The 26,706-nt window shown below is 37.8% G+C and carries 28 protein-coding genes; 12 read left to right on the top strand and 16 right to left on the bottom strand.

Annotated elements, in window-relative coordinates:
* Nucleotides 1-43: 43 nt before the first annotated feature.
* The gene (cyoE, locus tag MW695_RS04405; protein WP_247103797.1) at nt 44-976 is read right to left on the bottom strand and encodes a heme o synthase; all 933 of its coding nucleotides are present in this window, start codon (nt 974-976) and stop codon (nt 44-46) included.
* A 288-nt stretch (nt 977-1,264) separates the two neighbouring features.
* On the opposite strand from cyoE, the gene MW695_RS04400 reads away from it, so the two are divergent.
* Nucleotides 1,265-2,158, top strand: a complete 894-nt coding sequence (locus tag MW695_RS04400) for a COX15/CtaA family protein (RefSeq protein ID WP_247103796.1) — start codon at nt 1,265-1,267, stop codon at nt 2,156-2,158.
* 153 nt (nt 2,159-2,311) lie between these two features.
* On the opposite strand, the gene MW695_RS04395 is transcribed toward MW695_RS04400, so the two are convergent.
* Entirely contained in the window at nt 2,312-2,593 is a 282-nt protein-coding gene (locus tag MW695_RS04395; protein WP_247103795.1) for an Fpa/YlaN family protein, read from the bottom strand.
* Between the two features lie 113 nt (nt 2,594-2,706).
* Nucleotides 2,707-3,633: a glutaminase A gene (glsA, locus tag MW695_RS04390; RefSeq protein ID WP_483299844.1), complete on the bottom strand. Its 927-nt coding sequence runs from the start codon at nt 3,631-3,633 to the stop codon at nt 2,707-2,709.
* Nucleotides 3,634-3,713: 80 nt separating this feature from the next.
* Between glsA and MW695_RS04385 the strand changes: the two genes are divergently transcribed.
* A complete protein-coding gene (locus tag MW695_RS04385; RefSeq protein ID WP_247103793.1) occupies nt 3,714-4,220 on the top strand; it encodes a peptidyl-prolyl cis-trans isomerase in 507 nt (168 codons plus the stop codon).
* Nucleotides 4,221-4,257: 37 nt separating this feature from the next.
* Here MW695_RS04385 and MW695_RS04380 read toward each other — a convergent pair whose 3' ends face one another.
* Nucleotides 4,258-5,586, bottom strand: coding sequence for a PhoH family protein (locus tag MW695_RS04380; RefSeq protein WP_247103791.1), 1,329 nt, complete (start codon nt 5,584-5,586; stop codon nt 4,258-4,260).
* 256 nt (nt 5,587-5,842) lie between these two features.
* On the opposite strand from MW695_RS04380, the gene MW695_RS04375 reads away from it, so the two are divergent.
* Nucleotides 5,843-6,001 (top strand): YlaI family protein, encoded by a 159-nt coding sequence (locus MW695_RS04375; protein ID WP_081728141.1) that lies wholly within the window; start codon nt 5,843-5,845, stop codon nt 5,999-6,001.
* A gap of 187 nt (nt 6,002-6,188) precedes the next feature.
* Here the strand turns inward: MW695_RS04375 and MW695_RS04370 are convergent, their stop codons facing one another.
* Together MW695_RS04370 and typA are read right to left on the bottom strand one after the other, a co-directional pair.
* Nucleotides 6,189-6,524 (bottom strand): YlaH-like family protein, encoded by a 336-nt coding sequence (locus tag MW695_RS04370; protein ID WP_247103790.1) that lies wholly within the window; start codon nt 6,522-6,524, stop codon nt 6,189-6,191.
* Nucleotides 6,525-6,547: 23 nt separating this feature from the next.
* Complete coding sequence (gene typA / locus MW695_RS04365) at nt 6,548-8,386, bottom strand: translational GTPase TypA (RefSeq protein ID WP_247103787.1); 1,839 nt, start codon at nt 8,384-8,386, stop codon at nt 6,548-6,550.
* 320 nt (nt 8,387-8,706) lie between these two features.
* Here typA and MW695_RS04360 point away from each other — a divergent pair, with 320 nt between their 5' ends.
* Nucleotides 8,707-8,904 (top strand): DUF5325 family protein, encoded by a 198-nt coding sequence (locus MW695_RS04360; RefSeq protein ID WP_247103784.1) that lies wholly within the window; start codon nt 8,707-8,709, stop codon nt 8,902-8,904.
* A gap of 28 nt (nt 8,905-8,932) precedes the next feature.
* Here MW695_RS04360 and MW695_RS04355 read toward each other — a convergent pair whose 3' ends face one another.
* Both MW695_RS04355 and MW695_RS04350 read right to left on the bottom strand, forming a co-directional pair.
* Nucleotides 8,933-9,733: an inositol monophosphatase family protein gene (locus MW695_RS04355; RefSeq protein ID WP_247103783.1), complete on the bottom strand. Its 801-nt coding sequence runs from the start codon at nt 9,731-9,733 to the stop codon at nt 8,933-8,935.
* Nucleotides 9,734-9,897: 164 nt separating this feature from the next.
* On the bottom strand, nt 9,898-10,092 hold the full coding sequence (locus MW695_RS04350; RefSeq protein ID WP_247103777.1) for a hypothetical protein: 195 nt from the start codon (nt 10,090-10,092) through the stop codon (nt 9,898-9,900).
* Nucleotides 10,093-10,353: 261 nt separating this feature from the next.
* On the opposite strand from MW695_RS04350, the gene MW695_RS04345 reads away from it, so the two are divergent.
* Nucleotides 10,354-10,986, top strand: coding sequence for a YktB family protein (locus tag MW695_RS04345; RefSeq protein WP_373646855.1), 633 nt, complete (start codon nt 10,354-10,356; stop codon nt 10,984-10,986).
* A 56-nt stretch (nt 10,987-11,042) separates the two neighbouring features.
* On the opposite strand, the gene MW695_RS04340 is transcribed toward MW695_RS04345, so the two are convergent.
* Complete coding sequence (locus MW695_RS04340; protein WP_247103774.1) at nt 11,043-11,321, bottom strand: UPF0223 family protein; 279 nt, start codon at nt 11,319-11,321, stop codon at nt 11,043-11,045.
* A gap of 160 nt (nt 11,322-11,481) precedes the next feature.
* On the opposite strand from MW695_RS04340, the gene MW695_RS04335 reads away from it, so the two are divergent.
* Nucleotides 11,482-12,954: an aminotransferase class I/II-fold pyridoxal phosphate-dependent enzyme gene (locus MW695_RS04335; protein ID WP_252120652.1), complete on the top strand. Its 1,473-nt coding sequence runs from the start codon at nt 11,482-11,484 to the stop codon at nt 12,952-12,954.
* A gap of 73 nt (nt 12,955-13,027) precedes the next feature.
* Here the strand turns inward: MW695_RS04335 and MW695_RS04330 are convergent, their stop codons facing one another.
* Nucleotides 13,028-14,167, bottom strand: coding sequence for a M23 family metallopeptidase (locus MW695_RS04330; protein ID WP_247103770.1), 1,140 nt, complete (start codon nt 14,165-14,167; stop codon nt 13,028-13,030).
* A gap of 76 nt (nt 14,168-14,243) precedes the next feature.
* Nucleotides 14,244-15,083: a polysaccharide deacetylase family protein gene (locus tag MW695_RS04325; protein ID WP_247103768.1), complete on the bottom strand. Its 840-nt coding sequence runs from the start codon at nt 15,081-15,083 to the stop codon at nt 14,244-14,246.
* A 160-nt stretch (nt 15,084-15,243) separates the two neighbouring features.
* Between MW695_RS04325 and MW695_RS04320 the strand changes: the two genes are divergently transcribed.
* Together MW695_RS04320 and MW695_RS04315 are read left to right on the top strand one after the other, a co-directional pair.
* Complete coding sequence (locus MW695_RS04320) at nt 15,244-16,284, top strand: FUSC family protein (RefSeq protein ID WP_247103767.1); 1,041 nt, start codon at nt 15,244-15,246, stop codon at nt 16,282-16,284.
* A gap of 132 nt (nt 16,285-16,416) precedes the next feature.
* A complete protein-coding gene (locus MW695_RS04315; protein WP_247103760.1) occupies nt 16,417-16,806 on the top strand; it encodes a hypothetical protein in 390 nt (129 codons plus the stop codon).
* A gap of 147 nt (nt 16,807-16,953) precedes the next feature.
* On the opposite strand, the gene lpdA is transcribed toward MW695_RS04315, so the two are convergent.
* The 5 genes from lpdA to MW695_RS04290 form a co-directional block, all read right to left on the bottom strand.
* Nucleotides 16,954-18,363, bottom strand: a complete 1,410-nt coding sequence (lpdA, locus tag MW695_RS04310) for a dihydrolipoyl dehydrogenase (RefSeq protein WP_247103759.1) — start codon at nt 18,361-18,363, stop codon at nt 16,954-16,956.
* Nucleotides 18,364-18,366: 3 nt separating this feature from the next.
* Nucleotides 18,367-19,638, bottom strand: coding sequence for a dihydrolipoamide acetyltransferase family protein (locus tag MW695_RS04305; protein ID WP_247103757.1), 1,272 nt, complete (start codon nt 19,636-19,638; stop codon nt 18,367-18,369).
* Nucleotides 19,639-19,714: 76 nt separating this feature from the next.
* Nucleotides 19,715-20,692 carry an alpha-ketoacid dehydrogenase subunit beta gene (locus MW695_RS04300; RefSeq protein ID WP_247103755.1) on the bottom strand — a complete coding sequence of 326 codons (978 nt, stop codon included), beginning with the start codon at nt 20,690-20,692 and terminating at the stop codon, nt 19,715-19,717.
* Nucleotides 20,693-20,695: 3 nt separating this feature from the next.
* Nucleotides 20,696-21,781, bottom strand: a complete 1,086-nt coding sequence (gene pdhA / locus MW695_RS04295) for a pyruvate dehydrogenase (acetyl-transferring) E1 component subunit alpha (RefSeq protein WP_247103754.1) — start codon at nt 21,779-21,781, stop codon at nt 20,696-20,698.
* 608 nt (nt 21,782-22,389) lie between these two features.
* On the bottom strand, nt 22,390-23,040 hold the full coding sequence (locus MW695_RS04290; RefSeq protein ID WP_247103753.1) for a YkyA family protein: 651 nt from the start codon (nt 23,038-23,040) through the stop codon (nt 22,390-22,392).
* 333 nt (nt 23,041-23,373) lie between these two features.
* On the opposite strand from MW695_RS04290, the gene MW695_RS23155 reads away from it, so the two are divergent.
* The 4 genes from MW695_RS23155 to rnjA all read left to right on the top strand — a co-directional run bounded on the left by MW695_RS23155 (nt 23,374) and on the right by rnjA (nt 26,487).
* Nucleotides 23,374-23,484, top strand: coding sequence for a YjcZ family sporulation protein (locus tag MW695_RS23155; protein WP_373646857.1), 111 nt, complete (start codon nt 23,374-23,376; stop codon nt 23,482-23,484).
* Between the two features lie 200 nt (nt 23,485-23,684).
* Entirely contained in the window at nt 23,685-24,233 is a 549-nt protein-coding gene (gene def / locus MW695_RS04280; protein ID WP_247103747.1) for a peptide deformylase, read from the top strand.
* 373 nt (nt 24,234-24,606) lie between these two features.
* A complete protein-coding gene (locus tag MW695_RS04275) occupies nt 24,607-24,816 on the top strand; it encodes a DNA-dependent RNA polymerase subunit epsilon (protein ID WP_035341958.1) in 210 nt (69 codons plus the stop codon).
* 3 nt (nt 24,817-24,819) lie between these two features.
* The gene (gene rnjA, locus MW695_RS04270; protein ID WP_247103745.1) at nt 24,820-26,487 is read left to right on the top strand and encodes a ribonuclease J1; all 1,668 of its coding nucleotides are present in this window, start codon (nt 24,820-24,822) and stop codon (nt 26,485-26,487) included.
* Nucleotides 26,488-26,706 lie beyond the last annotated feature (219 nt).

The raw sequence follows: 26,706 nt of genomic DNA, 5'->3' as shown, positions 1-26,706 counted from the left end.
GATCATTCGTATTAATGTTTATATCTTTAGTCGGTTCATATCCTTAAATATGAACAACAACCATAAGAACAAATAGTATTGTTAAATAATTAAGTGAATACACAAACATATACCGAGCCCACTTAATGTCATCCTTCATTTTGAAGCCTGCTAATCCTAACAATAGCCAACCCAATCCTAAAGCAGAGGCAACGATCGTATAAACAATCCCAAATGGATATAGCATAAGAGACACTGGCAACAAAGCCGCTACATAAACAACAATTTGTCGTTTTGTCATCGCGAAACCAGCAACAACCGGAAGCATCGGAATGCCCGCAGCTCGATACTCTTCCACACGTTTCATTGCTAACGCTAAAAAATGAGGAGGTTGCCAAAAGAACATGATAAAGAATAACAACCAAGCATATGAGTGTAAGCCACCGTCTACAGCTGCCCACCCAATAAGTGGTGGTACTGCACCAGAAAAGCTACCGACAATTGTATTTAACGTCGTTGTCCTCTTCGTCCACATCGTATAAAGTACAACATAGATAAACAAACCGATCAACCCTATAACAACAGCAGATGCAGTCGTCAGCGAAAGAAAAGCTAGACCAGCAGCAGCTTGTACTAACCCTAATACTAATACTTGATTTGCTGAGAATCGACCTGTCACTGATGGACGTTCCTTTGTTCTTTCCATAATATGATCAATATCACGGTCAATATAATTGTTTAATGTACAGCCGCCTGCCATCACAAGTGCTGCACCCACTAGTGCAAAAATCATCGTTGAAAGCTGAGAACCTAGGCCTACTCCTGTATAGACTACCGCTAAATAAAAGCCAGCAAATGTCGTAATCAAATTAGATGTCACAATTCCATGCTTAGCTAGAACTAAATAATCTTTCCAAGACTTTTGATGACTTGTAGTTATTGGTGAGTCAGAATTGATCACCTCAGTTGCTTCAAATGCCGTATTTGACTTATTCATCCATTCTTCACCTCCTTTAAAGGTAACAAGCCACATTATAAAAAATAATTAGGTGCATAACCCTATCACCTAATAACGAGTACAGTGACATTATATCTTAAAATCTTACGAGTTTCACTAAAATCATCAGGTTCACATTTTCTTCACAATTATGTATGTCATAAAATCTTCATCTTTGTTAAATTGACTTTTCTCATGATTCTACATAAGATCAATGGGTAAGTAGTCACATACCATAGCTTACTCTAGCATATTTCGGAGCATTTTTATAGAAGAAAGGTGATGTCTATGCATAAAAAATTAAAAATCTTTGGTACATTAACCTCAATTGGTGTGTTAATCGTACTCATTCAAGGCGCACTCGTTACAAAAACAGAGTCCGGTGAAGGCTGTGGTGCTACTTGGCCCCTTTGCTTTGGAGAAGTGATTCCAACAAATCCTGCTATTGAAACAATTATTGAATATAGTCACCGTATTGTTTCTGGTTTGGTAGGAGCACTTATCATTATACTTGCCTTATGGTCTTGGAAGCAGTTAAAGCATGTAAAAGAAACAAGATTAATGGCAACACTTGCAGTCATTTTAATCATATTCCAAGGTCTCTTAGGTGCTGGTGCTGTTGTTTTCGGTCAATCAAAGGCGATTCTCGCTTTACATTTTGGTATATCAGCGATGTCACTTGCTGCTGTCGTCTTACTAACCGTTCTAGCCTATGAAGACTCAAAGGGGTCCCGTGTATTAGTTCATGTATCGAACCGCTATAAATATTTTGTCTTTATGACGATCACGTATTGTTATGCTGTTATTTATACCGGGGCCTATGTGAAGCATACACAGGCAACACTAGCATGTTCTGGGTTTCCATTATGTAACGGCATGCTTTTCCCTGGGCTTGCTGGGCCAGTAGGCGCACACTATTTTCACAGGGTAGCTGGTACCCTTCTTCTACTCGTCCTTCTCGCTTTGATGCTCTGGACGGTTAAACATTATAAGCATGAACGAGTATTATTATGGGCAACGATCCTTTCTTTTGTACTTGTAACTGCACAATTAGTCAGTGGTATATCTGTCGTATTTACAGAAAATGAAGTTCTTTCAATTGGTTTGTTACATGCGCTCATTATATCCGTACTGTTTTCAGTACTTAGTTATGTTGTTATGGTTCTACTTAGAAAGAACTAGTTATCATTAAAAAGCTGACCCTATATCGTTTTTAGCTTTACCTATCAAACCAATATTAAACATTTAATATTAAGTCTTATACAGTCACATTCTTTGTATAGATTTTATGAGATAAATAAAAAGTCAAGCTACCATCATGGATAGCTTGACTTTTTATGCTCTAGTTGTAGAATCATGAAGATCTGCTAATTTACGTTCTAGTTCATCTAGAATCTGCTTGCCATCTTCTTCTTCTATTAAGCCTAATCGGACAGCAAAATGAATCTCCTTCGATAATCCGAACATCTGTGTATCTAGGACATCCTCATATAAAGGGCATTGAGGCATTGTTAAATTTTCCATTTGTACCTCAATTAGCTGCCTAATTTTATCCGCATCTGATTTCAGAAGGGCAAATGCTTTATCTCTATCTTCAGTCAACATTTTAGCTGACATCTGGACCCCTCCCTCATGAATAATCTTGTCTTAATAGTATCTTTTCTAGCAAGAAAAAGCAATGATTTTAATCAGAAACATTGGTTATAAGAATCATTCTCATTTATCCATATCTAAAAAATACTTAATTCGTATCGTTCAGAAATAAGCTCAAGTAATTTCATTCCAGCAATGCTATTTCCTTTTTCATCTAGGGCTGGACCATAGATCCCTATCCCCATCTTATTCGGGACTGCACAAAGAATTCCACCTGCCACACCACTCTTAGCTGGAATTCCAACTTTAATGGCAAACTCACCAGATGCATTGTACATGCCACAAGTAACCATGAATGTCTTTACAATTCTAGCAACGTCTGCGGGAATCACCTCTATTCCATCTTCATTTTTACCTTTGTTCGCTAAAACATAGCCAATTCGGGCAAGGTCCTCACATGAGACTTCAATTGCACATTGCTTCGTGTAAAATGATAGCAATTCCTCTACATTTTCGGTAATGACACCATGTTGCTTCATGAAATAAGCTAGAGACCGATTTAAGTCTGCAGTCTCAAATTCTGACTGAGCTACATCGGCACTATATGTCAAAAAATCATTACCACTAAGCTGACAAACAAAAGCAATTAACCGATCTACCTTTTCATTTGCGGATTCACCTAATATTAATGAACTGACGGCTAGAGCACCTGCATTAATCATTGGATTTAATGGTTTAGATGGCTTATGAGACTCAAGCTTGACGATTGAATTAAAAGGATCACCAGTAGGCTCCATTCCAACTTTATTGAAAACCACATCTTCACCATGATCGATCAATGCTAGCGCAAGTGTTAAAATTTTAGATATACTTTGAAGCGTAAAACGTTGATTGTAATTTCCTTCACTAAAGCACGTAGATTGACCATCAAATATTGAAACAGCTATATCGCCCGGATTCGCCTTTGTTAATGCAGGTATATAATCGGCAAGCTTCCCATTTTCTGTATGTACGCGTGCGACCTCAACCATTCGCTTTAATTCAGTTCCATATTCACAGACCACGTTTATCCCCCCATATGTGACAAATCTATTGAAACCATTTATACTTTATTGAGACACAACATGTCAAGGGGGATACGTTTATGCAAGAATTTGTTTTTTTCATAGAAGGTCATGTCCAGCATCCTTTAACGATTGACCCAACCGTTTGGATATTTGATGAAAGGAAGGTTGATTTAGATACATACTTCAATGAACAAGCTAATAACGAAGACGAGGATACGATTTATAAGAAAGAGATCTCTGCTCAATGGGACAAAGAAATCCTTGAAGGCTCTGCGCCACCTCGCCTTCATACAAATGGGAATGAAATTAAGCATAAGAAGCAACGAGAAATCAATGGGAAATATGCAATACCACTGCTCCCTTTTATCGAAAATACAAAACCTACTCAAACACCGACATTTATTGAAATAGAATGCAAGGAGCAAACTGTCACACTACAATATGCTCAAGTGAAAAAAGCCCTACTTGGTTTTGCTAAGGAAGGGAAACCATTACATGAAGATGGCCCCGTCCATCTCTACTATGGCGACGGCTCTAATGTAAATGATCCCATTCGTCATATTAAGAAAATAATTGTCCATTAACTACGATTATGTTGAGGGTGGCTTTGCACCCCCTCAACTACAACAAATCAGCAGCGAGCTGAGCTAGACCTGATCTTTCTCCTTTTACAAGCTTAATATGTCCACTTACCGTTTGATCTTTAAATTGTTCCACAACATAAGTGAGCCCATTATTGTATTCATCCAAGTAAGGATGATCGATCTGCCCTGGATCACCCATTAGAACAAGCTTGCTCCCTTCACCAACACGAGTTAATATTGTCTTCACTTCATGCTTCGTTAGATTTTGTGCCTCATCAATAATAATAAATTGATCTGGAATACTCCTTCCACGAATATAGGTTAGTGCCTCTACTTGAATCGATCCCATCCCTGCCAAAATTTGATCAAGCTCCCCAGGCTTTTTAGTATTAAATAGAAATTCTAAATTATCATGGATTGGCTGCATCCACGGTCGTAGCTTTTCTTCTTTTTCACCTGGTAAAAACCCTATATCCTTCCCAAGAGGAACGACTGGTCTTGCCACTACTAATTTTTTATATTTACCTAAATCTTCTGTTTGCATCAGACCAGCTGCCAGAGATAGTAACGTCTTACCAGTCCCTGCCTTCCCTATCATTGTAACTAAATGAATGTCATCACGTAATAGTAGCTCTAGAGCCATACGTTGCTGGACATTACGTGAGCGAATACCCCAAACTTGTTCAGGTTCATTTAAAAAAGGCTTTACGTTCTTACCATTTGGTTCAACCTTACCTAATGCAGAGCTTGAGCTCCCAAGTGCATCCTTCATAATAATAAATTGATGAGGGTAAAAGGGATGTTTCGTTAATTCCGATATTGTAATTTCTCCTTTTGCGTAAAAGCTCTTCATAACAGTCGAATCCACATATACTTCTACATATCCTGGGTAAACATCTTCAAATTCTATCACACGATCACTTAAGAAATCTTCAGCAACTAATCCAAGAGCATCTGCTTTCACACGAACGAGTGCATCTTTACTAACTAAAATAACCTGCTTACCATCCTCCTTCTCCATTTCTTCAAGCATTAGATTTAGAGCGACTGCGATAATTCGATTATCATTCGTCATTTCTGCAAATGAGTCCTTCAATCTTAAAAAGGACTTATGGTTCAGTTCTACTTTTAAAACCCCACCAGATTGTAAATGGACACCTTCATGTAATTTGCCATCACCTCTTAATTTATCTATACATTTTGAAAACTTGCGAGCATTCCTTCCTATTTCATCCATGTTCCTTTTTTTTGAATCTAATTCTTCAAGTACAACTGCTGGGATTACGATTTCATTATCTTGAAAGGAATAAATCGAATAAGGATCTTGCAAGAGCACGTTCGTATCCAAAACGTAAATTTTCTTCAACATTCTTCCTCCTGACTAGAGTTTCACTATCACCGGATTCGTTATCTCGCTCTTAGCTGTTTGTAGAAATGTATGATCAAGCTTTTTAATCTAGAAGGAAAAAGTATGCTCGCTTTTATATTTTATACAGTTCGATTTTTAGGTAGATGTATATTTAAAGTGGATTTTCTAGTCTCCATTGCTTACAATATAAGTAATAGCGAGAAAACAAGTGGGTCCTTCTCGTTTGTTTGCTGTTATAAGGAGGAGTAATAACATGAGAGTTAAATGCGTGCTATGTGATAAAATCGAAAAAATTTCAGACGAACTACCATTGGCAAAACGTTTACGAAATAGACCGATTCATACGTATATGTGTAACGAATGCTATGATCGAATTAAGGTGAAAACCGAACAACGTCGCCAATCACAATAAGGGATTGGACAATTTTCTTAATTGCGTCGTGCTGAGTAGTACAAAGAAGTTGGGAATTTCAGAAAGTGGAACGAGAGAACCAGACTCCTCCTAGATTAAACCTCTAAGAATTTTATACATTCTTACCTTACAGCAAAAGGGATGTCCCAAAGGTTAAAAACATACCTTTTCGGACATCCCTTTATTTTTATGTTTCTTTTTTCTGCTGACGGTGCAAGTGTAAGCGAAATCGATAAATACCTAAAACGAGCCCTGAAATAATTAACACGACAATGATTGGTGCCCCAAAGAAAAATTCTAGAAACCAAAGCACAAAGCAACCAATAATCAATGTGATATAGACAAGAACCCTTTTTAAAATTGGCAATTTCTTAGCAAACCCTAAATTAAAAACAATGATTGCTAAAGCAACGATAGCCAAAAACCCATAAAATCCATACCAGGGATTTTCAGTTGTTGCTCTCATTAACCACGTTAACTGTTCTAGATTCTCCTCAGATATTTGTGGACTACCGACCAACATTTACGGTCACCTATCCTTTCTATCTACCCTTTACCTGAAAGCTTACGTCTTTTCTCTTCACGTTCACGCTCTGATTTATTCAAGATTTTCTTTCTTAGGCGAATCGACTCAGGTGTTAATTCACAATATTCATCTTCATTCAAATACTCTAGCGCTTCTTCTAATGTCATAATACGAGGTTTTTTCATTGTCACCGTATTTTCCTTCGTTGCGGAACGTACATTCGTTTGCTGCTTCATCTTCACAATATTAACAGCAAGGTCATTATCTCGAGTATGCTCACCAACAATCATTCCCTCATAAATCTCTGTTCCAGGTTCAACAAAGATCGTACCACGGTCTTCGACTTGCATAATGCCATATTGACTAGCTTTCCCTGCTTCCATCGAGACGAGGACTCCTTGTCGACGTCCCCCCACTTGACCTGCAGCAATAGGTGCATAGCTGTCAAAGGAATGATTGATAATTCCATACCCTCTTGTCTGTGATAAGAACTCCGTCGTATAACCAATTAAGCCTCGGGCAGGAACTAAAAACTCTAGACGAACTTGACCACTACCATTATTCGTCATATTAAGCATTTCACCTTTACGCTCACCTAATGACTCCATAACAGAACCTGTATACTCATCAGGAACATCGATTTGAACCCGCTCCATCGGCTCACACTTCACTCCATCAATTTCACGGATAATAACTTCAGGCTTCGAAACTTGAAGCTCGTAACCTTCTCTTCGCATATTTTCAATTAAAATTGATAAATGGAGTTCTCCACGGCCTGAAACAACCCAAACATCTGGAGATTCAGTATTTTCAACACGTAAACTTACATCGGTTTCTAGTTCCGCTTTCAAACGTTCTTCTAGTTTACGAGCTGTAACGAACTTCCCTTCTCGTCCAGCAAAAGGGCTATTGTTCACTAAGAAAGTCATTTGCAATGTAGGCTCATCAATTCGAAGAATCGGTAGTGCATCTTGGTGTTCAAGCGGACAAACCGTTTCACCGACATTAATCTCCTCCATACCAGAAACCGCAATTAAATCTCCAGCTTTTGCTTCTTCTATTTCTATACGTTTCAGACCTAAGAAGCCAAACATCTTAGTAACGCGGTATTGCTTAACTGAGCCATCAAGTTTCATTAATGCTACTTGCTGACCAACTTTAATGGTTCCTCTAAACACACGTCCAATTCCAATTCGACCGACATAATCATTGTAATCTAACATCGTTACTTGGAATTGTAGTGGTTCATCACTATTATCTACAGGTGCAGGAATAGCATCTATAATCGTTTCAAATAGAGCTGTCATCGTTTCATCTTGCTTTTCTGGGTCTAGACTCGCTGTACCATTAATAGCCGATGCATAGACAACAGGGAAATCTAATTGATCTTCTTCGGCCCCTAAGTCAATAAATAAATCCACCACTTCATCAACAACCTCTAACGGCCGAGCAAAATCACGGTCAATTTTATTCACAACAACTACAGGTGTTAGCTTTTGTTCAAGTGCCTTCTTAAGAACAAACCTTGTTTGCGGCATACAGCCTTCATACGCATCAACAACGAGGAGAACACCATCGACCATTTTCATGATCCGTTCTACTTCACCACCAAAATCTGCGTGTCCAGGTGTGTCCATAATATTAATTCGCTTGTCATTATAGCGAATAGCTGTATTTTTAGCCAAAATGGTAATTCCACGTTCTTTTTCAAGAGCATTGGAATCCATAGCACGTTCATCGACTTGCTCATTTTCACGGAACGTCCCGGACTGTTTTAATAACTGATCGACTAAAGTCGTTTTACCATGATCAACGTGAGCAATAATAGCAATGTTACGAATATCGTTACGAATGGTCATTTTGTATTTTCTCTCTCCTTATGCGTTCATTAACTGTACAAGTATAACTTGTCCACACTCTATTTAGCAAGATTTTCTTCGATAATTCAACAACCTTTACAGATCTTTCATGTTTTTTCGTTACACACAAATGATATATTTCGTTCTTTTCTAAAAAATATTTGCGCGATTTGACACATTCAAGCCTTTTTCTTTCTGTTAGAAAAAGGTACACTATAAGAGCCTGTTCAAAAAGCACCAAAGAGGCCATTCAAAAAAGGAAAAACCTCCCTTTTTGAACAACTCTATATTAGTGAATATGCATATATAAGGGGGCACTAATGAAGAAAGAAAATGTCTTATTTTTATTATTAGCTGTTATTACCGTCATTTGTATCATGAGCATTGGTGTAGCAGTCGCAGAAAAGAGTATGCTTATTTTTATTTTATCTATTATCGGTATTTTCTTGGCGATGGGATTAGGATTTACGTTAAAGAAAAAAATAAACGAGCGCGAAAATAAAGAACCTGATGCATAAGCTGCACCAGGTTCTTTTGTGATTCAAGCTAATGATCCTCACCTAAATACAAAGAGATAATTTCTTTATGCACATGAGGCTTTCCAGCAATAAATGTGCCTGGCTCTAATAAGCTTAAACGGTCTCCTTGAAAATTTGAAGCTCTACAACCAACTTCTTCAAGTAAAACTAAGCCGGCCGCATAATCCCACGGAGATAATTTCACACTTATATAGCCATCTAATCGATCAGCTGCTAAGTATGCTAGTTCAATCGCTGCCGATCCAATTGAACGAGTACCACGTACATCTCGTACAAGTGCTGATAAAGGATTTCGATAAGGGTTTCTTCCCTCAATTAACCACCGAGCATTAATTCCAATAATCGCTTCTTCAACAGGTCTTTCTTTAACAGGAACAAGTGGTTCTTCATTTAAAAAAGCACCCTTCCCTCGAACAGCATGAAACAGTTCATCTGCCATTACATCATAAATTAAACCAACCATACCTATACCATCTTGATAGACTCCAATTGAAATGGCAAAATTATATTTCTGATGAATAAAATTCATCGTTCCATCAATTGGATCGATTAACCAAACTGTCCCTTTTAATGATTGTAATTCTTCCGCAATTCCCTCTTCTCCGAGAAAAAAATGTTCCGGAAACGCTTCCTTAATTTTATGATAAAAAAACGATTCTATTGCCTTGTCCACTTCTGTTACAAGATCATTTGGATTTGATTTCGTTTCAATATGTATTGACGAAGCAAACGAACTCTTTATGATCTGCGCTGCTTCATAGATCCATGATTTTGCTACCTTTTCAATTTCACACCAATCATTTGACATCACATCATACCTCCTCATTGTTGAAATGAACCTTTTGACTTCCTTCCATTATGACGTGAATGACCATATTGAATCAAGTATGAGGTAGCACGACTTACTAGTTTTTTGAAAAATGAGAAAGAGATGCGCTTGAAGTCAAACTTCCTTTGCACATCTCAATACGTTTAATGGAAAAATCCATATTCTACTAATTCTGCATGAAGCTGTCTTAGTCTACATTTAGCAGCCTTCATTTCATCTAAATTTTCTGTTGCCATTGCATCATGTAAGGTAACAAGCTCATAATCTATTTCGAGACGCAACACAGGGATTCTATCTCTTCCGTCTTTTCGTTTCAACGTATTCATTACTTGTTCCATTTGCTACACTCCCTTTTTTCAATGGCTCGAATAACTGTCATTAATAGTTAACTAAATTTTCAGTTATTTATAGTTATTATTTTAAGTGAATTTTCAGAAAAAATCAAGAGCAACGACAAAAGAAATGAGGAATAGGGGGAAATTTTTATAATGCACATCTTTTCGACACAGCGTGAAAATATGATAATATAAAGGAAATCAGTCATGACTATTTTGTTATTAACAATGGCTAAAGGAAATGAACAACAGGAAAAGTGAGGTATAAATATGAGTGGTTTTACAAAGGAAGATTTTCACGTTTTTCAGTTAGAAGGATTAGATGAGCGAATGACTGCCATCCAAAATCAAATTCAACCCAAATTCCAAGATATTGGTTCACAATTAACAACTGATTTATCGATGTTGATTGGAAATGAAATGTATTTACACATTGCTAAACACGCTAGAAGAAAAGTAAATCCACCAAACGATACGTGGTTGGCCATCGCTGACAACAAGCGCGGCTATAAAAAACATCCCCATTTCCAATTAGGACTATTTGATGACCATCTATTTATCTGGTTGGCGTTCATATATGAGTTACCAGCAAAATCAGCCATCGCCAATTGTTTTCTAAATGAATTAGACTTATTTTCTTCGCTTTCAAACGACATGGTTGTTTCATTAGATCATATGAAAAAGGACGCGAAACCATTAGTTAACTTTTCTGAAGAAGAATTAAAGCAATCTCTTATTCGTTTAAGGGATGTGAAAAAGGCAGAGTTCTTAATTGGTAAACATTTAACACCTAATGATGAGGTTGTTCAAGACAAAGAAAAGCTAGTGGAGTATGTAAAACGTACGTATGAAGAATTATTACCTTTATATCAATTAGCGATGAGTGCAAATGAATAGAGCATATTTCAACTGCTTATGTGTTCCAAAAGGCCAAAACCCTTTGGAACACTTTCTTACTTTTGACGCTCACTTTTAATCATTTGATCTTGACTCTCTCTTGCTCGTTTCACCACTTGATATGTCGATATATTGAGTTCTTCATCGTACTGCTTACATAACGTCTTCTCTTCGCTTTTGCTAGGAACGATTTCTTTAAAACGGCGATATTTATGTAGAATCGTTTCGCGGTTTATTGGCTGCTTGTACGTTAATTCAATACATTCAAAAAACTGAATAACATCAACCACTTCTTCCGTACTCCAGTCTAAAGAAATTGGTAAAGATCGATCCATCTTATTCACATCCTTTCTTTGTTTATTATCACCAATTTTGACACCCTAATCAACGAGGAACTATCGAATCAAAAAACAAAAACATTCTAGGAATTATAACTTATTTCTGATATACTCATTTTGTTTTAGCGATGATTATTATACAAAAGAGGTGAACCCGTTGTCTCGACAACATCTTACACCGTTGTTCACTGGTGTTCGTCAACACGCAGAAAAGCAACCAATCCAATTTCACATCCCTGGTCACAAACAAGGAGCAGGGATGGACCCTGAATTTAGACAATTTATTGGCGAAAATGCACTTGCAATAGACTTAATTAATATTGCACCGTTAGATGATTTACACCATCCAAATGGAATCATTAAAGAAGCACAAGAGTTAGCAGCAGAAGCTTTTGGAGCTGACTTCACTTTTTTTTCCGTACAAGGTACGAGTGGAGCTATTATGACGATGATTATGGCTGTATGTGGGCCAGGGGATAAAATTATTGTCCCACGCAACGTACATAAATCGATTATGTCTGCCATTATTTTTTCTGGTGCTACCCCCATCTTTATACATCCAGAGATTGATGAGAACCTTGGAATTTCACACGGTATAACGGTTGATTCAGTAGAAAAGGCTATACATGCACACGCTGATGCAAAAGGGCTACTAGTGATTAATCCAACTTATTTCGGAATATCAGGGAATTTAAAGCAAATTGTAGAATTGGCTCATTCGTATCAAATCCCTGTTCTTGTTGATGAGGCCCATGGTGTTCATATTCATTTCCATCCTGACTTACCACTATCAGCTATGCAAGCAGGGGCTGATATGGCAGCAACAAGTGTACACAAACTTGGTGGATCAATGACACAGAGCTCGATCTTAAATGTAAAAGAAGGACTCGTATCTCCTAAAAGAGTACAAGCAATTATCAGTATGCTCACAACGACATCCACGTCTTACCTTTTGCTTTCATCTCTAGATACAGCTCGTATGCAACTTGCAACAAAAGGCGTAGCATTACTAGATGAAGCCATTCGGCTTGCAAATGACGCCCGCAAAGAAATTAATGATATAAGCGGCCTTACTTGTGTCGATAAAGACATTCTCGGTACTCCTGCAACCTACGATATGGATCCGACCAAATTGATTATTTCTGTTAGACAGCTAGGCATTAGTGGGCATGATGTTGAGCTTTGGTTACGCAAGAATTATTCAATCGAAGTCGAACTTTCTGATTTGTACAACATTTTGTGCATTATTACACTCGGTGATACGAAAGAGAAAATTAATAAGCTAGTTGATGCTTTAAGACATTTAGCCTCCGAAAAAAAAATACAACCGAATCAAGATCATAAACCTGTATCAGTACCGAATATACCTACTTTATCACTATCACCACGTGATGCCTTCTATGCTGATACCGAGATTGTTCCATTTTCAAAATCAGCGGGACGTATTATTGCCGAATTCATTATGGTATACCCACCAGGAATTCCAGTATTAATTCCAGGAGAAATTATTACAACTGACAATTTGCAGTACATTACAGAAAATCTTTCTAATGGCTTACCTGTTCAAGGACCAGAAGACGAAAGCTTCAACACATTACGAGTGATTAAAGAACACAAAGCGATTCAGTGAACGTAAAAAAGCAATTTAGTTACTGACCTTTAAAAACCTGCATGAGCAATAATAGCTCATGCAGGTTCCCTATTTATTCCCAAATACGTTGTAATATCGTTGATGTCTCATCTAACGTAAAAGGCTCCCAAAATAATTCGCCATATATGAGTAGATCTTGATGTAAATGAAGGCCACCCATTTCATCGCCATTAACAGAGAAGCTTGTACCTGTATTTCCTACATAACCAATAACTGTTTCAGCATCTACCGTGTCACCTACTTGCAAATCTTCGGGAATTCCAGATAAATGAGCAAATCGATTCATGACACCACCTGGATATTCAACCCATACTTGCATACCACGCAATCGATCAAAAATGTATTCCGGAGTATCTTGTATTTCAACCGTATAAGCTAAATCTTCATTGCGCTCCTCAGGAGATGAATATTCCTTAAAGTCATGATCAACACGAACGACAACCCCTTCCCCCATCGCATAGATAGGAGTTTCTGGTGTAATCGCTTCACCTGTAGCATAGCCATACCAATCAATCCCTTCATGAAACCCATTGCGATAATCTCGCGGTGCACCAGGCAAATGACTAGGCTGACGACTCACTTGAGCTCCCTGAATAGGGCTTTCGAGAAAAGATAGATAGTCAACCATTTCATCTACATCCCAATCAGACATATCAAAATCTTCTGGTGGACCTCCTACTCGTTCTGTTGGACCATACCAGTGAAATTCTATCGTTTCTCTTTCTATTTGAACTGGAATATCTAGCCCTTTCTCAATAAATGCAACGGGAAGAAAAACAGAATAATCATCTTTTTCCTCCACTATAGTTAAATGAATTTCATCGGTTGCAACATATTGTCCATTACGCTCTAATACAGGAACTTCATCTATTAAATAAAAGGAGTCATCGTTTATTGTTATTTCAACAGTACGATGCACGTCATCAAAATCATATTCTCCACCAATTATATCTAATAAATCATTTAGCATAAAGTGTGGTTGATCATTTAGCCGTTCCATAGATAAAAGTTGAAGTGAATCATCCACTTCTGTTGATCCTTCCTCTACATCATCTTTTTCTTTAACATCTTGTTGCTTTGTCTCAGCTGCCTTATTTTCATCCATCTCTTGTTCTTCTATAGGCTCATCATTCATTTGACAACCTACTAAAAGAATGAAACATGCAGAGAGTAACCATCTCGACTTTAACACGCCTTAGATTCCCCCTAAATTATCATATGACGATTATTTTACCTTGCTCTCATTTGATTAACAAGTAGAGATTTTCCTACTCCACCTTAATAAGTTTTGGGTCGACAACTTCATATCCTTTTGCCTGAAGTCCATGTACAATTTTCTCCAACGCATCAGCCGTCCATTTTCGATCGTGCATAAGTAAATTCGCACCATTTTGTAATTCTGGCGCATTTACCATTATATCGGCCAACGGTTCAGGATCTAGGTAATCGGTTTCCCAATCATATCCATACGTCCAGTTCATCCTCGTCATATCTAGCTCTTCTATTAATTCATTCGAAACATCTGTATTATCACCAAATGGTGCACGATAAAAACGCGGATATTCACCTGTAATTTCATAAAGAATATCGTTAAGCTCGATTATTTCGAAATGTTGTTCTTCTTCTGATAATTCGCTCATGTTCGGATGATTCATCGTATGATTTCCGATTTCAAAGCCCATCTCATGCAAACGTTTGACGACTTCCTTCCCCTCTTCATTAAGAAGATGACCATTCACAAAGAAAATTGCATTAACACCTAATGTATATAACGTCTCTGCCATTTCCATTGAATGCTTAGCAGGAGCATCATCAATCGTTAATAAGACAATCTGTTCATTCCCCTCATCAATTGGTTCTATATTCCAATTCGCTTCATTTACGCGGTAATAGTTAGACTCTTCAACTTCCTCTTTCTCTACATTTTCCGCGCGCTCATCATCATCTTCTTTAACACCTTGCACATCTTCATCTATTTGTTCATCTTTTTCATTTGCTATTTGATGTTGCTCATCTAATTGATTCTCATCAATCTCCTCATCTACTGTTTGTTCGCATCCAATAAGAAAGCACAAACAAAAGATCACGATCCAATATAGATTCCTCATTTCCTTTCACTCCTTCACCTCCATAAGTATAACAGGAATTTATTTATGACATACTATAAATATCACTTTTTGTCATAAATACTAAAAAAGGCTTATTGGGGAATGCACTGAAAAAGTTTGATTTTAACTTTTTTGGTGACTTCTTATTGGGAGGATGATTATGAAAGGATGGATTGGTAGACGCGTATTAAAAACAGGCTTGTCTGTCTTCATTACGGCGACCATTTGTCACTTCATTAATATCCCACCGACTTTTGCAGTTGTAACAGCGATTGTGACGATCGAGCCGACAGCAGCTGATTCAATAAAAAAAGGTCTAATTCGATTACCTGCCGCTGCTATTGGAGCCATGTTTGCTATTTTCCTAACAAAGTTGTTAGGCCCAACACCCATCACGTATGGCATCGTTTCTATATTGACGATTATGGCTTGCATGAAGCTAAAACTTGATACAGGGACTCTCGTCGCCACACTAACAGCCGTTGCAATGATACCAGCCACTTCACTAGATTTGGTTTCAGACTTCGCTCAAAGAATTACAGGGACTTCTATCGGTATTATCGTTTCTACGCTTATTAATTTTCTTATTTTACCACCACAATTCGGGCCAATTCTGTCTAACAAAGTCAATTATTTATTTTCACAAACTGCTCATTGTATTCATGCCATTATGGAAGATCACTTTAATCAAAATGAGCAGAACCAAACATTACATTACCGATTATTACAAGATGATCTAATAAAAGCTTATCAATTTATTCATTTTCAAATAGACGAGTGGGTATACCGTCGATCAACAGAATTAGAGAGAAGATCATTCAGCTATTTGCAAAAAAAAATGGACTATTTACATTTTATTCTTTTTCATTTGGGTAAATTAGCTCATACCCGAGTTAACCATCATTTTTCGAATGGAGATCAAGAGGTGTTACGGCGAGCAATTGATTCATTTTCGGCTATATTAATGGACCCTTATCACCAAGTTACGACAGAACATTATATTTGTTTAGAACAGTTAAAACAACTTTTAAACAAGCATAAGCACGAAGATTTATTTTTACATCAAGTATGTCGTGAGCTGTTATCTCTTCAAAGAGTGATGAAAGATTTAACTCAAATTACAAGTGATGAAAGGCGTGTATCAATTGAAGAAAAGAGTTATCCCTCTTATATTTTTAACAAACCATCTTTAACTGATTAATTTTACTCTTTTCCTGAATTTATGCAAAATATTTCTATTTCATTACATTTTTGTTACTTAGCTATTAGGAACGTTCTTGCATGCTAAAATGGAGAAACAATGCTAGTCAGTATGCAAAGGAAGTGAACTGCGTTGGACAAGTACATCATGGTCTTTCTGTTAAGCTCTATGTTTATTCTAACTGCTTGTGTTTCCGTCGCCTCCACCGAAGAAAACCCTTTAAATCATCCGGATGATGAAATGGTCACTGTCCTATTTTCGGACTCTACCTCTATACAGGATGAAAATACATATTATGATGCATTCTTAACATTACAACAACATTTCGAAGATGAAATGCTCACATTTATTATTGTTGATCTTAATGAACGAGATGTAATTAGATATTTTGAAATCAATGAGTTTCCAACAATGATTGTAGTAACTGGCGAAAATGAACACCTACGTATGGAAGGAATCCTTACAGAAGAAGAAATTATTACAGAGCTGTTTGATCTGTTTTTAGAGGAGGAGACACCTTAAATGGCTATCCAAATCAAAGGAAAATAGGGTATTCCGAAAGAGACAATTAATCTTTCGGAATACCCTTCTTCTATCGAGTTAACAATACTTTCTTACCCTCAAACGAAAGTACGGAAACAGATTCACTGTTTCCGTACGGCTTTACCTTTATTTCACAATGTGAATAGGTGTACCAAGTGCAACTTCAGCTGCTTCCATTGTAATCTCACCTAATGTTGGATGAGCATGAATGGTTAATGCGATATCTTCTGCTGTCATTCCTGTTTCGATTGCTAAACCAAGCTCTGAAATCATATCAGAAGCATTCGGCCCGGCAATTTGAGCTCCAATGACGAGTCCATCTTCCTTACGTGTTACAAGCTTCATGAAACCGTCAGCATCATTTAATGATAACGCACGTCCGTTAGCGGCGAATGGGAATTTCGCTGCAACTATATCAAAGCCTGCTTCTTTTGCACCTTCTTCATCATATCCAACACTTGCTAATTCAGGCTCCGAGAAGACAACCGCTGGAATCGCTAAATAGTCAATTTCCGACTTTTCACCTGCAATAGCCTCAGCTGCAATTTTACCTTCATAAGATGCTTTATGAGCAAGAGGTGGTCCGTCTACAATGTCACCAATTGCAAAGATGTTAGATACATTTGTGCGTAATTGCTTATCAACCTTAACAATTCCACGATCTGTCATTTCAACTCCGACTTGCTCTAGGCCAAGTTCATCTGTGTTTGGTCTACGTCCAACAGTGACAAGGCAATAATCCGCTTCGAATACTTCCTCTTTGCCATTTACTTCAGCCGTTACTTTCACACCATCTTCTGTCTCTTCTACACTTTGAGCCATCGCTTCGAATTTGAAATCAACATTATTCTTCTTAAGACGGCGTTCAACAAGCTTAGCCATTTGCTTCTCAAATCCACCAAGAATTTGTTTCGTTCCTTCTAGAACAACAACCTCAGTGCCCATATTTGAAAACGCACCTGTTAGCTCGATCCCAATATAGCCCCCACCAATGACAACCATTTTCTTTGGTACTTCTTTAAGAGCAAGTGCACCCGTTGAATTAATAACTCGCTTCGTATATTTAAATGCTGGAATTTCGATTGGACGAGAGCCCGTTGCAATAATACAATTTTTGAAATTGTATGTTTGAGCGCTTGACTCATCCATAATACGTACAGAATTCTCCGACGCAAAATATGCTTCACCTTTGACAATCTCAACTTTGTTCCCTTTTAACAAGACTTCAACTCCACCTGTTAATTTCTTAACAACGGATGCTTTCCACTCTTGAACCTTATCGAAATTAATGGAAACATTTTCAGCAACGATTCCCATATCTTCAGAAGCTTTTGCTTGATGATAGCGATGTCCTGCTGAAATAAGTGCTTTTGATGGGATACAACCTATGTTCAAGCAAACACCACCAATATCACCTTTCTCAACAATTGTTACTTTTTGTCCTAACTGCACTGCGCGAATAGCAGCAACATATCCCCCAGGACCTGAACCAATGACTAGTGTATCTACTTCGTTCGCGAAATCTCCTACAACCATCTGTTACCCCTCCATTAATAGTAATTGTGGATCATTTAACAAGCGTTTCACATGATTAAGTGCATTCTGTGCTGTTACTCCATCAATTAGACGATGATCGTAACTGATAGAGAGGGCAAGAACAGGTGCAGCAACAATTTCGCCGTCCTTCACTACAGGCTTCTCTTCAATTCGACCAATACCTAAAATGGCTACTTCTGGGTGATTAATAACTGGTGTAAACCACAAGCCACGCGCAGAACCTACATTTGAAATCGTCGCGCACCCGCCCTTCATTTCATCACCGCTTAATTTAGCATCACGAGCTTTAGCCGCAAGCTCATTAATCTCATCAGCTAATGCGAAAATCGATTTACGATCTGCGTCTTTAATAACAGGTACAAATAGTCCATGCTCCGTATCTGCCGCAATTCCAATATTGAAATACTTCTTATAAACAATCTCATCATTGGCATCATCGATTGAAGCATTAAGAGTTGGGAACTTACGTAATGCAGCAGTTAGAGCCTTCACTACATACGGTAAATAAGTTAGCTTCGTACCTTGCTCTGCAGCAACCTCTTTGTACTGCTTACGATGAGCAACTAATCCTGAAACTTCAACCTCATCCATATGAGTAACATGTGGCGCGGTATGCTTTGAGTTAACCATCGCTTTCGCTATTGCTTTACGCACACCTTTTAAAGGAACACGTTCCTCTAGCTCACCAACAGGAATAGAAGCCGGCTTTGCTGATTCTTTTGCCGTTTTTTCTTCTTTCTCTGCTCCAGCTGCTGGAGCCGCTTGATCACCATTTAAGAATGCATCAATGTCTTCTTTTAATACGCGTCCATTTTTACCAGTACCTGACACATTTGCAATCGTTACGTCATTGTCCCGAGCATATTTACGAACAGAAGGCATTGCGATCACACGAGTGTTTTCAGTAGAGCCATTTTGATCTGTCTTAGGTGATTCTTCTGACTTCTCTTGCTTTTCTGCAATTGGTTCATCTTTTTCCTCTTCTACTGTCTCTTCTTCCTCTGCAGGATTAGCATCTCCAGCATCAATCGTTAGAAGAACATCGCCTACGATTGAAACCGTACCTTCTTCAACTTTTACTTCAAGCACCTTTCCATCAACAGGTGATGGAATTTCTACTACTGCTTTATCATTTTGAACTTCAAGAAGAATGTCATCTTCCTTAATCTCATCGCCTGCCTTTACAAACCACTTAACAATTTCACCTTCGTGAATACCTTCACCAATATCTGGTAACTTAAACTGATATGCCACCTTATGTGCCTCCTTTGTTTCTTAACGATTCGGTAAAAAGGAAAGACAAATATCTTTCCTTCTTTTTATTCATACATTAAAAGTTAATGATTTCTTTTGCTGTTTCAACAATATCTTTGTAGTCTGGTAACCAAACATCTTCCGCTGCAGCAAAAGGATACACAGTATCAGGTGCTGTTATTCTCTTTACAGGGGCTTCTAGGCTCAAGATTGCACGCTCTGTAATCTCCGCCACAACATTCGCTGCAATCCCAGCTTGCTTTTGAGCTTCTTGAACAACAATTGCACGATTTGTCTTCTCAACAGATGCAATAATTGTATCGATATCAAGAGGACTAATGGTCATTAAATCAATAACCTCCACATCATACCCTTCTTTTTCAAGCTCCTCAGCCGCTTTTAATGATGAGTGTACCATCGCGCCATATGTAACAATGGTTAAGTCTTTACCTTCACGTTTAATATCCGCTTTTCCAAGTGGAATCGTATATTCCTCTTCAGGAACTTCTCCACGGAATGAACGGTAAAGCTTCATATGCTCAAGATACACAACAGGATCATTATCACGAATTGCTGAAATAAGTAGACCTTTTGCATCATATGGTGTTGAAGGAATAACAACCTTTAAACCTGGTGTTTGTGCGACGAGTCCTTCTAAGCTATCAGCGTGCATTTCAGGTGTTTTAACTCCACCACCAAATGGAGAGCGCACAGTGATTGGTGACGTTAGCTTGCCTCCTGTACGGTAACGCATACGATTCATTTGACCTGCTACTGAATCAAAGACTTCGAACAAAAATCCAAAAAATTGAATTTCCATCACTGGACGGAAGCCGGTTAAACCTAAACCAATTGCTAAACCACCAATACCAGATTCTGCAAGTGGTGTATCAAACACACGTTCTTCCCCAAATTCCTTTTGCAGACCTTCAGTCGCACGGAACACACCACCGTTTTGACCAACGTCTTCCCCAAACACAAGTACATCTTCATTATTTTTAAGCTCATTACGCATTGCATCCGTAATCGCTTGAATCATCGTCATTTGCGCCATTGGTTACTTCGACTCCTTTGCTGTGTATTGTTCCATTTGCTCACGAAGATTTGCTGGTAAATCCTCGAACATAAAGCCTATCAAATCTGTTACCTTTTGCTTAGGAGCAGCATCTGCTTTCTTTATCGCTTCTTTCACGTCTGCTTTCGCTTGTTCAACAACTTCATTCTCTTTCTCTTCGTTCCAAAGTCCTTTTTCTTCTAAGAATTTACGGAAACGAACAAGCGGATCTTTCTTTGTCCACTCATCATCTAAATCAGAAGAACGATATCGAGTTGGGTCATCCCCAGCCATCGTATGAGGGCCATAACGGTATGTTAATGTTTCAATTAACGTAGGACCTTCTCCAGCTAATGCACGTTTACGAGCATCATTTGTCGCTTTATAAACAGCTAATACATCCATTCCATCGACTTGAATGCCCTCGATACCAGCAGCAACTGCTTTTTGAGCAATTGTTTTTGCAGCCGATTGCTTCTCAACCGGCACTGAAATCGCAAAACGGTTATTCTGAACAATAAATACAGCAGGAGCATTATATGCACCAGCGAAGTTCATTCCTTCATAGAAGTCACCTTGCGACGCACCACCGTCACCTGTATATGTTAATGCGATATTTTCTTTTCCTTTACGCTTAAGCCCAAGTGCAACGCCGGCAGTTTGAACAATTTGGGCTCCAATAATAATTTGTGGGAACAATACATTTAACCCATCAGGCATTTGTCCACCTTCATAGTGTCCACGTGACCATAAAAAAGCTTGATATAGTGGTAGTCCTTGGAATACAATTTGTGGAACATCGCGATATCCCGGCAAGATCCAATCTTCTTTGTCTAACGCAAATTGTGAACCAAGCATTGAAGCTTCTTGTCCAGCTACAGGGGCATAGAAACCAAGACGCCCTTGGCGGTTTAATGAGATCGCCCGTTGATCCCAAATGCGTGTGTAAACCATTCTCTTCATTAACTCTTGAAGTTGTTCATCACTTAGCTCAGGCATCGCTTCTTCATTTACTAACTTTCCATCCTCATCCAAAATTTGAAACGTTTCAAATTGACTTTCAACTTGTTCTAACGTTTTTGTATTCATTTCCACCTTCACCTCTTCCTCAAAAATAAAGAACCTGTTCTGTCGTTCTTAAATGTTTCATTTAATTTCAAGACTATTGACCATTCTCTAGCATAGAATACCCAATCTACCTTTATCCATAACAGTTTCAAGTAGATCTTTTTCATGTCAAAGCCTTAAAGAACTGAAATAATTATCGACAACTGAGACTGTATTAGTAAAACTTTTCAATAACTAATACAATAGTCACCTTCAAAAATAAGTCTAACCTACTTTGTATAAATTCGTCAATCCTTTTGTATCATTGTGTCATTTAACAATTCCTTTCCACCCTAACAACCCTTTTATTTTAAAACTGTGTTATAGATCAATATGTTTTTTTATAATACAGTTTCAAACAGAGTCTTCGTCATATCATTATTATTGTGCTTCACTTTTCTCTTCTTTTTGCGTATTAGCAGAATGACGTTCCACTTCTCATGCTAAAAATGGCGTATTTCTTTCTTTTAACACAACGAAGTTCCGTTTAGCACAGCGCCACGTCCTAATAAAAGAAAGCTCGTTCACTCGATAAAAATGCCTTCTATGAGTCATTCTCATAGAAGGCACATGTAGCACGTTTATCTGACTCATTCATAGGATATGTTTAAATCTGATGCTTCGTAGAATTTCCTTTTACTCTCATTGTATAAATCGGTTGCCTCATTAAAAGACTGCGTATGCTGATCTACAGATTCATAATGATCATTTACTTGATCGACAAGCCCCTGCAATCGTTCAAGTGTTAAATCTTCATCAAGAAATGCTTCGAATAGATCTTGGTCAGCTTGTGCTGCTTCTTTGTACACTTTATTTAATAAATGATAAGCATCATAACGAGTGTTCATCGTTTCTAATAATGAAGAATATAGCTCTTCCAATTCGGTTTCATTAAACTGATCTTCATATTGTTCAATTTCACTAAATTCATGAAAACTTGCTTCAATGCTCTCCTCTTCAATCTCAACCATCGATAATCTAGTCTCAATCGATTCAAGCGCTTCTTCAATAAGAGGTTCAATTTCGTCTAATTCAGACGTCCCTAACGTTATAACTTCATCAAACAATTCATTTTCTCTTTCCTCAGCATGATAGAGAGATTGTTGTTGTTCTTCAAATGGTCGTTCTAGTTCAACAGCTGTCTCTAAGTGTTCATATACGTCTTGAGCTGGATCCCCACCACAAGCTGTAAGCACGAAACATGCTAGTCCAATTATTAGTAAAAATTGTATGTATTTCACAAAACTCCCCTCCTTCTCACTTTAATATCTAGCTTAACCATACACATCTTTTTTGCCCATGTAAATGTAAACGTTGCTATTATATGAGCGAAGTACAATGAATATGAGCCAGTACAATAAATTAAAATAAACGATCAGAATTGGGCAAACGTCCAACCGCTTATATGTAACATGCATACAGTAATTAGTGAATCGCTACAATGCGATACGCTTATAAAGGAGGAATGGCTCATGTTTGGTTACGGTTACGGTGCTGGTGCTGGTCAACAATGTTGCTATGACCCATGTGGATATGGCTATGGTGGTCAAGTAGCTCCAATGCAATATGGTCCTATGCAATATGGTCCTAGCCACTGCGACAGAGGTGCTGGAAAGGGCTTTGCGTTGATTGTAGTTCTTTTCATCCTCTTAATTATTGTCGGCGCATCAAAATTCGGAGGTTAATTTCTCCTATATTCATCCCCTAATCACGAGAATGTGCACAATTACTTGCCGTAATTGTGCACATTCCCCAATTCGTTTTTTGAAAATTTTTATAACATCAACCTTTGCTTTTTCCTTATTTCACGTTAACATAAGAATACATTAAAGAATGCTTGCCCACTATCCCATTAGTGTTAAAGTTAACAAGGAGTGATACATAAATGATTACAATGAAGGATATCGTTCGAGAAGGAAACCCTATTTTGCGTCAAAAAGCAGCAGAGGTTCCTTTACCTTTAAATGAAGAAGATAGATCGCTGTTACAGGACATGCTTGATTTTGTTATTAATAGTCAAGACCCGGAATTAGCTGAAAAACATGACCTTCGCCCTGGTGTCGGATTAGCTGCCCCACAGGTTGGTGTTTCAAAGCGAATGTTTGCCATTCATGCAACGGATGAACAAGACCGTTTATATAGTATGGGCATCGTTAACCCAAAGGTTATAAGTCATTCAGTCGAAGAAAATCATTTAGAAGGCGGAGAGGGTTGCTTATCAGTCGATCGTGATATCCCAGGTAACGTTCCACGCCATTCAAGAATAACCGTTAAAGCAACTACCTTAGACGGAGAAGAAGTAACATTACGATTAAGAGGATTTATTGCCATTGTTTTTCAACACGAATTAGATCACCTTGATGGTATTATGTTTTATGATCGAATTGAGGACTTCTCAGACAAATTAAAACGTCATCTTCCAAAAGGTATATAGCATAAGTTAGGTTGATGCTCTGAAACGTCCATGTGACTTTTTAGAGCATTTTATTTTTCCAAGTTCTTGTTTTTACAAAAATTCCCTTGAACAAACTGACATAAACTAACACATACTACAGAAAAGAACACTATTGTGAAGAAAGGCGGGATCATATGCTAAAAAAATGGAGAAAGCGAATCGTAAACAAATGTAAGAACCTACTCCCAAAGAAACGATATTTTGAAGTTCAACGTTAATGACATCAAAGAAAAAAACGACTACTTGTGAATCATTGACTCTTCTTAATCGAAAATAAAAAAAGAAAAACATGAAATTAGGAAGTATTTACTTTATAATGAACCTATAACCACAATTAAGGAGAGGTAGCTAAATGATTTTTAAAGTGTATTATCAAAATAATTTTTCCGAGGTTCCAGTACGAGAGTTTACGGAATCTCTCTTTATTGAAGCGGAGAGTGAAGCAGAAGTTCGTTTAAAATTAGCTTCACGCCAATATAATATTGAGTTTATTACTCCGATCTCTGGTCCATACTTAGAATATGAACAACAAAAAGAAGATTACAAAGTGGAGAATGTATAATTTATGAAACAAGTTAAAAACAACCAAACAGCCGTATTTGCATTAGGTGGACTCGGAGAAATCGGGAAAAATACGTATGCTGTACAATTTCAAGATGAAATTATTTTAATTGATGCCGGAATTAAGTTTCCAGAGGACGAGCTTCTCGGTATTGATTATGTCATTCCTGATTATACTTATATAGTTAAGAATGAGGACAAAATTAAAGGACTCTTTATTACGCACGGACATGAAGACCATATCGGTGGTATTCCATATTTATTACGATCTGTCAATGTTCCAGTATACGGAGGAAAATTAGCTCTTGGACTTCTGAAAGGGAAATTAGAAGAGCATGGGCTTCTAAGAAGAACGAAGCTACATGAAATTCATGAGGATCAAGTCGTCAAATTTACGAAAACGTCAGTATCCTTCTTTCGCACGACCCATAGTATCCCTGATGCATACGGAATTGTCGTGAAGACTCCACCTGGTAGTGTTGTACACACGGGTGATTTCAAGTTTGATTTCACTCCAGTTGGAGAACCTGCTAACTTAACAAAAATGGCCAAAATTGGTGAAGAAGGCGTACTATGCTTATTATCAGATAGTACGAATAGTGAAATACCTGAATTTACAATGTCTGAGCGAAAAGTTGGCGAAAGCATCGATAATATTTTCCGTAAGGTTGAAGGAAGAGTCATCTTTGCTACATTTGCATCGAATATTCATCGCCTGCAGCAAGTTGTGGAATCAGCTGTGAAATATGGACGTAAAATCGCTGTCTTCGGACGCAGCATGGAATCCTCCTTAGCAATCGGACAAGAATTAGGCTATATTCAAGCACCGAAAAATACATTTATTGAGACATCTCAACTGAATAAGCTTCCTGACAATCAAGTAACGATTCTATGCACAGGGAGTCAAGGTGAGCCTATGGCGGCATTATCACGAATTGCTAACGGAACACACCGCCAAATCCAGATCATTCCTGGAGACACCGTTGTCTTTTCATCATCGCCAATTCCAGGAAATACATTAAGTGTGAGTAAAACGATCAATCAACTTTTTCGTGCTGGCGCTAATGTCATCCATGGTTCATTAAATGATATACACACATCTGGTCACGGTGGTCAAGAAGAACAGAAATTAATGCTTAGACTGATGAAGCCTCAATATTTCATGCCTATTCATGGTGAATACCGCATGCTAAAGATGCATATTCAATTAGCACAGGATTGTGGAATACCCGAACAAAATTGTTTCATTATGGATAATGGAGATGTGTTAGCTCTTCATCCTGAAGAAGCAGGTGTCGTTGGGAAGGTTCCTTCCGGCTCTGTGTATGTTGACGGAAATGGAATTGGTGATATTGGTAATATCGTTTTACGTGATCGCCGAATCTTATCAGAGGAAGGTTTAGTAGTAGTTGTCGTTAGCCTAAATATGAAGGAATTTAAGGTTACGGCTGGCCCTGACTTAATCTCGCGAGGATTTGTCTATATGCGTGAATCTGGAGACTTAATTCATGAATCTCAGAAGCTTCTATCGAATCATTTGAATGAGGTAATGGAGCGTAAAACATCACAATGGTCTGAAATAAAAAATGAAATTACAGATTTACTCGGTCCGTTTTTATATGAACGAACAAAGCGAAAGCCAATGATTTTACCAATTATTATGGAAGTATAATCATCTCTATGAACAGCTCGTTACGAAAGGAGTACCTTACGTAACGAGCTTTTTTTCCTATTATTGAAACAGTTTTGTAGCAATGAAATAGGGTTTGATTAAATTAACTCTATAAACCTTGATAAAATAGCAAATAGAAAAAGCGTGTTTTGAAAAAAGATTGATCAAAACACGCTTTTTCTATATTCAATTGAATCATTCTTTTATAAAAAAGTTTGA

The sequence above is a fragment of the Halalkalibacter sp. APA_J-10(15) genome, assembly GCF_023017105.1.
Lineage (GTDB): Bacteria > Bacillota > Bacilli > Bacillales > Bacillaceae_D > Halalkalibacter.
Note: the sequence above shows the minus strand (reverse complement) of the source record. Positions and strands in the feature narration are given on the sequence as shown.

What these genes read in the sequence shown, in the direction of transcription:
- cyoE (WP_247103797.1), bottom strand. Translation starts at nt 976, where the DNA reads ATGAATAAGTCAAATACGGCATTTGAAGCAACTGAGGTGATCAATTCT.
- MW695_RS04400 (WP_247103796.1), top strand. Translation starts at nt 1,265, where the DNA reads ATGCATAAAAAATTAAAAATCTTTGGTACATTAACCTCAATTGGTGTG.
- MW695_RS04395 (WP_247103795.1), bottom strand. Translation starts at nt 2,593, where the DNA reads ATGTCAGCTAAAATGTTGACTGAAGATAGAGATAAAGCATTTGCCCTT.
- MW695_RS04385 (WP_247103793.1), top strand. Translation starts at nt 3,714, where the DNA reads ATGCAAGAATTTGTTTTTTTCATAGAAGGTCATGTCCAGCATCCTTTA.
- MW695_RS04375 (WP_081728141.1), top strand. Translation starts at nt 5,843, where the DNA reads ATGAGAGTTAAATGCGTGCTATGTGATAAAATCGAAAAAATTTCAGAC.
- MW695_RS04370 (WP_247103790.1), bottom strand. Translation starts at nt 6,524, where the DNA reads ATGTTGGTCGGTAGTCCACAAATATCTGAGGAGAATCTAGAACAGTTA.
- typA (WP_247103787.1), bottom strand. Translation starts at nt 8,386, where the DNA reads ATGACCATTCGTAACGATATTCGTAACATTGCTATTATTGCTCACGTT.
- MW695_RS04360 (WP_247103784.1), top strand. Translation starts at nt 8,707, where the DNA reads ATGAAGAAAGAAAATGTCTTATTTTTATTATTAGCTGTTATTACCGTC.
- MW695_RS04355 (WP_247103783.1), bottom strand. Translation starts at nt 9,733, where the DNA reads ATGTCAAATGATTGGTGTGAAATTGAAAAGGTAGCAAAATCATGGATC.
- MW695_RS04350 (WP_247103777.1), bottom strand. Translation starts at nt 10,092, where the DNA reads ATGGAACAAGTAATGAATACGTTGAAACGAAAAGACGGAAGAGATAGA.
- MW695_RS04340 (WP_247103774.1), bottom strand. Translation starts at nt 11,321, where the DNA reads ATGGATCGATCTTTACCAATTTCTTTAGACTGGAGTACGGAAGAAGTG.
- MW695_RS04325 (WP_247103768.1), bottom strand. Translation starts at nt 15,083, where the DNA reads ATGAGGAATCTATATTGGATCGTGATCTTTTGTTTGTGCTTTCTTATT.
- MW695_RS04320 (WP_247103767.1), top strand. Translation starts at nt 15,244, where the DNA reads ATGAAAGGATGGATTGGTAGACGCGTATTAAAAACAGGCTTGTCTGTC.
- lpdA (WP_247103759.1), bottom strand. Translation starts at nt 18,363, where the DNA reads ATGGTTGTAGGAGATTTCGCGAACGAAGTAGATACACTAGTCATTGGT.
- MW695_RS04300 (WP_247103755.1), bottom strand. Translation starts at nt 20,692, where the DNA reads ATGGCGCAAATGACGATGATTCAAGCGATTACGGATGCAATGCGTAAT.
- pdhA (WP_247103754.1), bottom strand. Translation starts at nt 21,781, where the DNA reads ATGAATACAAAAACGTTAGAACAAGTTGAAAGTCAATTTGAAACGTTT.
- MW695_RS23155 (WP_373646857.1), top strand. Translation starts at nt 23,374, where the DNA reads ATGCAATATGGTCCTAGCCACTGCGACAGAGGTGCTGGAAAGGGCTTT.
- def (WP_247103747.1), top strand. Translation starts at nt 23,685, where the DNA reads ATGATTACAATGAAGGATATCGTTCGAGAAGGAAACCCTATTTTGCGT.
- MW695_RS04275 (WP_035341958.1), top strand. Translation starts at nt 24,607, where the DNA reads ATGATTTTTAAAGTGTATTATCAAAATAATTTTTCCGAGGTTCCAGTA.
- rnjA (WP_247103745.1), top strand. Translation starts at nt 24,820, where the DNA reads ATGAAACAAGTTAAAAACAACCAAACAGCCGTATTTGCATTAGGTGGA.